Below are 6957 nucleotides of genomic sequence, written 5' to 3' on the forward strand. Positions count from 1 at the left end.
ATCCGCGCCGCCATGGCCGTGGCCGACGCGGCGCCGGCCCAGCCGGCGCTGGTCGCCGAGCGGATCGCCTGAGCATGGGCGCGCAGGCCGTGGCTGGCCCACCGCAGGCACGGCAGTCGGCGGCGCAGGGCATCGCGCTCTACGCCGGCGGCGTCTTCGTGCTGTGCGTCATGGACGCCATGATCAAATGGCTGTCGGCGGGCTATCCGATCGCCCAGATCGTGTTCTTCCGCGCATCGATCGGGTTGATCCCGACGCTGGTGCTGCTTTACCGGCCGCCGGGGATCGCGGCGCTGCGGACCCGCCGGGTCGGGGCGCATTTCCTGCGCGGCCTGGCCGGCGTGGTCGGCACCTTCGGCTTCTTCTGGGCCTTCGCGGTGATGCCGCTGGCCGACGCCTACGCCATCGGCTTCGCCGCCCCGATGTTCATCACCGCTTTGTCGGTGCCGATCCTGGGCGAGAAGGTGGGGGTGCGGCGCTGGCTGGCCGTGCTGGTCGGCTTCGCCGGGGTGCTGATCATGATCCGCCCGGGCGGCGAGGGCAGCAGCTTCGGCGGCGGCGCTGCCGTCGCCCTTCTCGCTACCGCGGCCTATGCCCTGTCGATGGTGATGGTGCGGCTGTACAGCCGCACCGAGACCAATGCCGCGATGATCTTCTATTCTACCATGGTCGTCGTCGTGGTCGCCGGGGTGCAGATGCCCTTCGTCTGGGTCACGCCGACCTGGGCGGATGCCGGGCTGCTGGCCGTGCTCGGCCTGCTCGGCGGCATCGGCGCGATCATGATGGCGCAGGCCTATCGCGTGGCCACGCCGTCGATCGTGGTGCCGTTCGAATACACCGGCATGATCTGGGGCGTCGGCCTGGGCTTCATGCTGTGGGGCGACGTGCCCGACCTGTGGATCTGGGTCGGCTCGGCGATCGTGGTCGCCAGCGGCCTCTACATCCTGCACCGCGAGACGCGGACCAGATCGCCCGGCGGCGAGAGCGGGGTCCCGGCATCATGACGGAGGGCGCGATGCTGCCGAAGGCGGAGCTTCACCTGCATCTGGAGGGCGCGGCCAGCCCGGGCCTGGTCCGCCGCCTGGCGGCGCGGCACGGCATGACCCTGCCGGCGGACCTGTTCGACGCCAAGGGCGAGTTCGCCTGGACCAATTTCCTGCACTTCCTCAAGGTCTATGACGTCGCCAGCACGGTGATCAAGACGGCGCAGGACTACCGCGACGTCACCTACGAGTACCTCAAGGCCTGCGCCGCCGAGGGCGCGATCTATGTCGAGCTGATGTCCTCGCCCGACCATGCCGCGGCGGCCGGCCTGTCGTATCAGGGCCATCTCGACGGCATCGTCCAGGGCATCGAGGATGCGCGGGCCGAGACCGGCATCGAATCCCGGATCATCGTCACCTGCGTCCGCCATCTGGGGGCCGAGCGCGGGGTCGAGGTGGCGAAGCTGGCGGCCAAGCACCCGCACCCGCTGGTCACCGGCTTCGGCATGGGCGGTGACGAGGCCGGCTTCCCGCCGCGGCTGTTCGCCCAGGCCTTCCGCATCGCGCATGAGGAGGCCGGGCTGGCCTGCAACGTCCATGCCGGCGAGGCGGCGGGGCCGGAGAGCGTCTGGGCGGCGCTGCGCCTGCCGGTGACCCGCATCGGCCACGGCGTGCGGTCGATCGAGGATCCCACCCTGGTGCGCGAGCTGGCCGACCGCGGCACGGTGCTGGAGGTCTGCCCGACCAGCAACATCGCCACCAAGGTCTATCCGGACTATCGCGCCCATCCGCTGCGCAAGCTGATGGAGGCCGGAGTCAAGGTGACGCTGAACAGCGACGACCCACCCTATTTCGCCACCACCATCGGCCATGAATACGCGGTGGCGGAGCGGCATTTCGGCCTCGACGAGGCCGCCCTGCGGCAGATGACCCGCACCGCGCTGCAGGCCGCCTTCGTCGACGAACCCACCCGGGCCGGGCTTCTCGCCAGGCTCGACTCCTGATCCCCACCGAAGCAGAGAGAGGATACCCATGACCATCAAGCGCATCGGCGTCGGGCCGCGCATGAGCCAGGCCGTCATCCATGGCGACCGCGTCTTCCTGGCCGGCCAGGTGGCCGAGAACCCGACCCCGGACGTGACCGAGCAGACCCGCCAGATCCTGGCGACGATCGACGGGCTCTTGGCGGAGGCCGGTACCGACAAGACCAAGCTTCTGACCGCCAATATCTGGCTGGCCGACATCGCCGATTTCGCCGCCATGAACGCGGCCTGGGACAAGTGGGTCTCGCCCGGCAACACCCCGGCCCGCGCCACGGTCGAGAGCAAGCTGGCCGGCCCGGAATACCGCGTCGAGATCCAGGTCACCGCGGCGATCTGATCACCCAGCGGCCTTTAAAGGACCGTCATTGCGAGCGCAGCGAAGCAATCCAGGGCCGCTCGGCGTGGCCCCTGGATTGCTTCGTCGGCTTCGCCTCCTCGCAATGACGGCGAGCGCCTTCACTCGATCGCCGAGAGGAACCGGTCCAGCCGCAGCCCGGCGGGCCAGGTCCAGACCGGCTGCGAGGCGCGGCCGAGATCCCAGGACCCGACCACGAACTCGGCCTTGCCGACCAGGTCGCCGACCGGCAGCAGCCCGACGCCGCCGGCGCTGACCGGCAGGCGGCTGTCGGCCGAATTGTCGCGGTTGTCGCCCATCACGAACAGGTTCCCGGGCGGGACCGTGATCTCCGCCATCTCGTCCAGCGGGCCGTGCCGGTACAGCTTGAAGACCGGGTGGCTGACGCCGCCCGGCAGGGTCTCGATCATCCGCACGGCCGGCACGGTCGCGCCGTTGTCGTGCTCCACCCGGCCCTCGCCGTCCGGCCGCAGCCCGACCGGCGCGCCGTTGATCCAGACCCGACCGTCCTGCAGTGCGATGCGGTCGCCCGGCAGCCCGATCACCCGCTTGACCCAGGTCTGCGACGGGTCGCCCGGCCAGCGGAAGACGACGACGTCGCCGCGCGCCGGCAGCCGGCCCAGCACCCGGCCGCTCTCCGGCACGGTCAGCCCGAAGGGCAGCGACGCGGCGCTGTAGCCGTAGCTGAACTTGGCCGCCAACAGCTCGTCGCCGATCTGCAGCGTCGGCTCCATCGAGCCGGAGGGGACGTAGAAGGGCTCGGCGATGGCGGTCTTGGCGGCCGCGATCACCAGCAGCAGCGCCGCCAGCTCGCCGGCGCCGCGCAGCCAGCGCCGGGCGCTGCCGCCAGTCTTCGAGCCCGTGTCGGTCGCCATGGCACACCTCCGATGCCCGTGACCTTCGCGCCGCGTCCGGCTTCGGACAAGTTAAGAACGGGACATGATTCCGCCATGGGCCGGTGGCTCAGCCGGGTTCCAGCCCGGTGAGGCGCTCGCTCAGAATCCGCAGGCGGCGGCGCGCCTCCGGGTCCTCGGCCTGGGCCAGCGGGCGCGACGGGGTCCGGCCGCTGAAATAGACGCCGCTCTCGCCCTCCCGCTCGGGCGACACCGCGAGCGCCAGGATCGCCTCACCACCCTCCTCGACCGTGCTGATCGGATGCGTGCCGCTCTGCCGCACCATGGTGGTGTCCATGTAGGTCGCCGGATGCAGGCAGGTGGCGGTGACGCCGCTGCCCTTCAGTTCCTCCGCCAGGTCGAAGGTGAACAGGATCTGCGCCAGCTTGCCCTGGCAATAGGCGCGGACGCCGCTGTAGCCGCGGGTCAGCATGACGTCGTCGAAATCGATCGCCTGCTGCCCGGCCGAGGCGACGTTGACGATCCGCGACGGTGCGGCGCGCCGCAGGGCTGGCAGCAGCAGCCGGGTCAGCAGGAAGCCGGCGAGGTAGTTCACGGCGAAGCGCAGCTCGTGCCCGTCGGCGCTGGTCTCGCGGCGCGGGCTGGGCCCGGTGCCGATGCCGGCATTGTTGACCAGCACGTCCAGCCGGTCGTGCCGCGCCAGGACCGCCTCGGCCAGGCGCCGCACCTCGGCCAGGGAGGACAGGTCGGCCGGCAGGAACTCGGCGCTGCCGCCCTCGGCCCGGATCGCCTCCAGCACCGCCCGGCCGCGCTCCTCGCTGCGGCCGTGCAGCAGCACATGCGCGCCGTCGGACGCCAGCCGCCGGGCGACCCAGCGGCCGACGCCGTCGGTCGAGCCGGTGACCAGGATGGTCTTGCCGTGCAGGTCCATGCCGCGGACTCCTTCCGTCTGCCCGCCAGGGAGATGGGGACGGCCCGGAGGATCGACCAGGACCGGCCTGACCCGGCGCGCCCGCTATTCGTCCCAGGAGGCCAGGCCGAGCAGCTTCTCGCCCAGTTCGGTCAGCGACGCGCGCTCGTAGCGGGTCTTCTCCCATTCCCGCGGGTCGCCGGGGAAGGCATAGCCCTTCGGCGGCTCACGGTCGCGCCAGGACTGGACGCGCCATTCGCGCAGCTCGGCATTGCCCTCATCGGCCGGGGTCATCGAGATGTACTGCGCCATCCGCACCCGGTCCTGCGACCGGTTCGGCCGGATGCCGTGGGCCAGCAGGCTGTTGAAGATCAGCAGGTCGCCGGCCTTCATGGTGACGTTCTTGATCTCGAAGCCCGTGGTGTCCGGCGCCCAGGGGTTGCGGTCGGCCGGCTGGGTCTCGCGCCATGCCTCCAGCGTCCGGAACAGCTCCGGCACGCATTGGAAGCCGCCCATCTCCGGGTCGGTGTCGACCAGCGACAGCACGCCCTGGCAGTTCACCGGCAGCGGCGTCAGCGAGGTGTCGGCGTCCCAGTGGATGAAGCCGTTGAAGCCGCGGGCCTGGCGGTTCGGGGGGTTCAGGTTGGCGCGGTCGATGGTGACCCACAGCCGCTCGGTGTCCCAGATGTCGACGAAGGCGTCGTAGACCCGCTGGTGCTGGCGGTTGTCCCACAGGAACTGATGATTGTAGATCTCGACCATGCCGCTGTTGTTCAGCTCCTTCATCGCATGGTCGCGGAGCTGCGGCCTGGTCCAGCTCTCCGGATCCGCCGGGTCCATCTCCTGGAACTCCCACAGCAGGTCGCGGGTGCGGCGGATGTTCTCGGCCGGGACGGCGTTCGGGACGACGACATAGCCCCAGGTGATCCAGTGCTGCCAGTCCTCGGCGGACAGGACGCGCAGCGGCAGCGTCTTCTCGATATCCTTGAGCTGGGTGTCGAAGGCGTAGGAGACCGAGGCGTTGCCCGGCCGGTTGTCCCCGTACTGATAGCGGTCCATCTCGGCGTCTTCCCTGTGCGGTGCGGCGTTCGGCCGTCCATGTCCGGGACTGTAGCGCCGTTCGATTGCACCATGTTGGCGTCGCCTGCCAAAAACTGATACTAAAGTCGCGTCCGGCCACACCCCGGCCGCCCATGCGTATCAGTTTCGCCATGCAGCCGATCTTCGAGAAGGTGACGGTGCCGGGGGACGCGTCCTGGACGCTGCTGAACCGGCGGCTGGACGACGCCATCCCCTTCGAATGGCACTACCACCCGGAATTCGAGCTGACGCTGACCCTGAACAGCCGCGGCCAGCGCCATGTCGGCGACCATCTCGGCCAGTACGATGACGGCGACCTGGTGCTGGTCGGCCCGAACCTGCCGCACACCTGGTGCTCGCGCGAGCGGATCGACCCGGCCCGGCCGCATATCGCCCTGGTGATGTGGTTCTCGCTCGATTGGGCGGCGCGTCTGGTCGGGTCGCTGGCCGAGCTGCGGCCGGTCGGGCGCATCCTCGATGAGGCCGGGCGCGGCCTCGCCTTCTCCGCCCCTGCCGCCGCTTCGGTGCGGCCGGCGATCGAGGCGATGCCGGAGCTCGACCCCGCCGGCCGCCTGCTGCGGCTGATCGAGGTGCTGACCGCGCTGGCGCGGGACGAGGGCCGGGTGCCCGCTGGGCCCGCCCCGGCGCCGCTGCCGGCCGCCGTGGCGGCGCCGGAGCAGGCGCGGATCGACCGGGTGCTGAACCACATCCATGCGCACTATCGCGACGAGATCCCGATCGCGGCGCTGACGGACCTGGCCTGCCTCAGCCCCTCGGCCTTCCACCGCTTCTTTCGCCGCCACACCCGGCTGACCGTGTCGCGCTACGTGGCCCAGCTGCGCATCGGCCAGGCCTGCTCGCTGCTGATCAACAGCGACCGGCCGATCGCCCATGTCGCCGACGAGATCGGCTACCAGAACATCGCCAATTTCAACCGCCAGTTCCGGGCGCTGAAGGCTATGACCCCGCGCGAGTTCCGTCGCAGCTTTCGGGGGTGAGGCCGTCGCGACTGGCGCAGCTAGGCGGACGGTCCGGCAGGTTCGGATTGTCTGCAAAGGGCAGTCAGCGAAGTCCGCCATCCTCCGAGAAGAGTGAGAATCTGCATTGCACCAGAGCGATTGCTATACCGGAGGAGCACCAGTAATCTAATCATCGGCTGCCGCCTGGAGGCGCGAGTAAGTAGAATTCCATCGGTTCTGCAAGCATCTTTTGGCGCGTTCTTGCTATTGAGTGGCTGTGAAGCGTCGATCCCGCAGAGCTCAGGCGTAAATTTTTCTAAACAACACATAGTCGCCACTGCTGATTTATCTCCAAGCGAGATCCCAGCAAGCTCCATGAATATCCAGACCGCCACGTCTGGGCAAGCAGAGACAAATGGATAGTAGAATATTATGATGCCAATGCCAATAATAGATATACTGCTCGTGGCGAGCCAATTGTTATGATAGGTGGCGGCCTAACGGTTACAATTGATAAGGCGACCAATAAGGTCGACGGATACTGGCTCGGGCAATAAAAGTATCCGCGGACCTCGAGTGGGTATCAACGGGGCACCCCCCGCCTTTGACCCGTCGGAAAGGGTCGAAAGCAACCTTTTCTACCCGATCGCCTTCGTCATCTCCACCCAGGTCGGCTTCTCATAGCCGGGATGGGCGTGCAGCGCGCCCTCGGTGAAGCCGAGCGAAGCGAAGAAGCGGCGGTTGCCGTCCAGCGCCAGGCGGACGCCGAGCGT

Annotated in this window: 7 protein-coding genes; 4 read left to right on the top strand and 3 right to left on the bottom strand. The window is 69.0% G+C overall.

What is annotated here, in order from left to right:
- Window positions 1-74: 74 nt before the first annotated feature.
- From P409_RS21980 to P409_RS21990, 3 genes are read left to right on the top strand one after another with little or no spacing between them, the layout of a single operon-like run.
- A complete protein-coding gene (locus P409_RS21980) occupies window positions 75-1004 on the top strand; it encodes a DMT family transporter (RefSeq protein WP_052121146.1) in 930 nt (309 codons plus the stop codon).
- A gap of 11 nt (window positions 1005-1015) precedes the next feature.
- A complete protein-coding gene (locus tag P409_RS21985) occupies window positions 1016-1987 on the top strand; it encodes an adenosine deaminase (protein WP_052121148.1) in 972 nt (323 codons plus the stop codon).
- Between the two features lie 28 nt (window positions 1988-2015).
- Window positions 2016-2363: a RidA family protein gene (locus P409_RS21990; RefSeq protein ID WP_034843693.1), complete on the top strand. Its 348-nt coding sequence runs from the start codon at window positions 2016-2018 to the stop codon at window positions 2361-2363.
- A gap of 119 nt (window positions 2364-2482) precedes the next feature.
- Here the strand turns inward: P409_RS21990 and lepB are convergent, their stop codons facing one another.
- The 3 genes from lepB to P409_RS22005 all read right to left on the bottom strand — a co-directional run bounded on the left by lepB (window position 2483) and on the right by P409_RS22005 (window position 5204).
- Window positions 2483-3256, bottom strand: coding sequence for a signal peptidase I (lepB, locus tag P409_RS21995; RefSeq protein ID WP_034843694.1), 774 nt, complete (start codon window positions 3254-3256; stop codon window positions 2483-2485).
- 88 nt (window positions 3257-3344) lie between these two features.
- The gene (locus P409_RS22000; RefSeq protein WP_034843697.1) at window positions 3345-4166 is read right to left on the bottom strand and encodes an SDR family NAD(P)-dependent oxidoreductase; all 822 of its coding nucleotides are present in this window, start codon (window positions 4164-4166) and stop codon (window positions 3345-3347) included.
- Window positions 4167-4250: 84 nt separating this feature from the next.
- Window positions 4251-5204 (bottom strand): phytanoyl-CoA dioxygenase family protein, encoded by a 954-nt coding sequence (locus P409_RS22005; RefSeq protein WP_034843699.1) that lies wholly within the window; start codon window positions 5202-5204, stop codon window positions 4251-4253.
- Between the two features lie 152 nt (window positions 5205-5356).
- Between P409_RS22005 and P409_RS22010 the strand changes: the two genes are divergently transcribed.
- Entirely contained in the window at window positions 5357-6223 is an 867-nt protein-coding gene (locus P409_RS22010) for a helix-turn-helix domain-containing protein (RefSeq protein ID WP_034843704.1), read from the top strand.
- Window positions 6224-6957 lie beyond the last annotated feature (734 nt).

The sequence above is a fragment of the Inquilinus limosus MP06 genome (genome assembly GCF_000767795.1).
Lineage (GTDB): Bacteria > Pseudomonadota > Alphaproteobacteria > DSM-16000 > Inquilinaceae > Inquilinus > Inquilinus limosus_E.

Bases quoted from the DNA above. Each gene is read 5' to 3' on its own strand.
- P409_RS21980 (WP_052121146.1), top strand. From the start codon at position 75: ATGGGCGCGCAGGCCGTGGCTGGCCCACCGCAGGCACGGCAGTCGGCG.
- P409_RS21985 (WP_052121148.1), top strand. From the start codon at position 1,016: ATGCTGCCGAAGGCGGAGCTTCACCTGCATCTGGAGGGCGCGGCCAGC.
- P409_RS21990 (WP_034843693.1), top strand. From the start codon at position 2,016: ATGACCATCAAGCGCATCGGCGTCGGGCCGCGCATGAGCCAGGCCGTC.
- lepB (WP_034843694.1), bottom strand. From the start codon at position 3,256: ATGGCGACCGACACGGGCTCGAAGACTGGCGGCAGCGCCCGGCGCTGG.
- P409_RS22000 (WP_034843697.1), bottom strand. From the start codon at position 4,166: ATGGACCTGCACGGCAAGACCATCCTGGTCACCGGCTCGACCGACGGC.
- P409_RS22005 (WP_034843699.1), bottom strand. From the start codon at position 5,204: ATGGACCGCTATCAGTACGGGGACAACCGGCCGGGCAACGCCTCGGTC.
- P409_RS22010 (WP_034843704.1), top strand. From the start codon at position 5,357: ATGCAGCCGATCTTCGAGAAGGTGACGGTGCCGGGGGACGCGTCCTGG.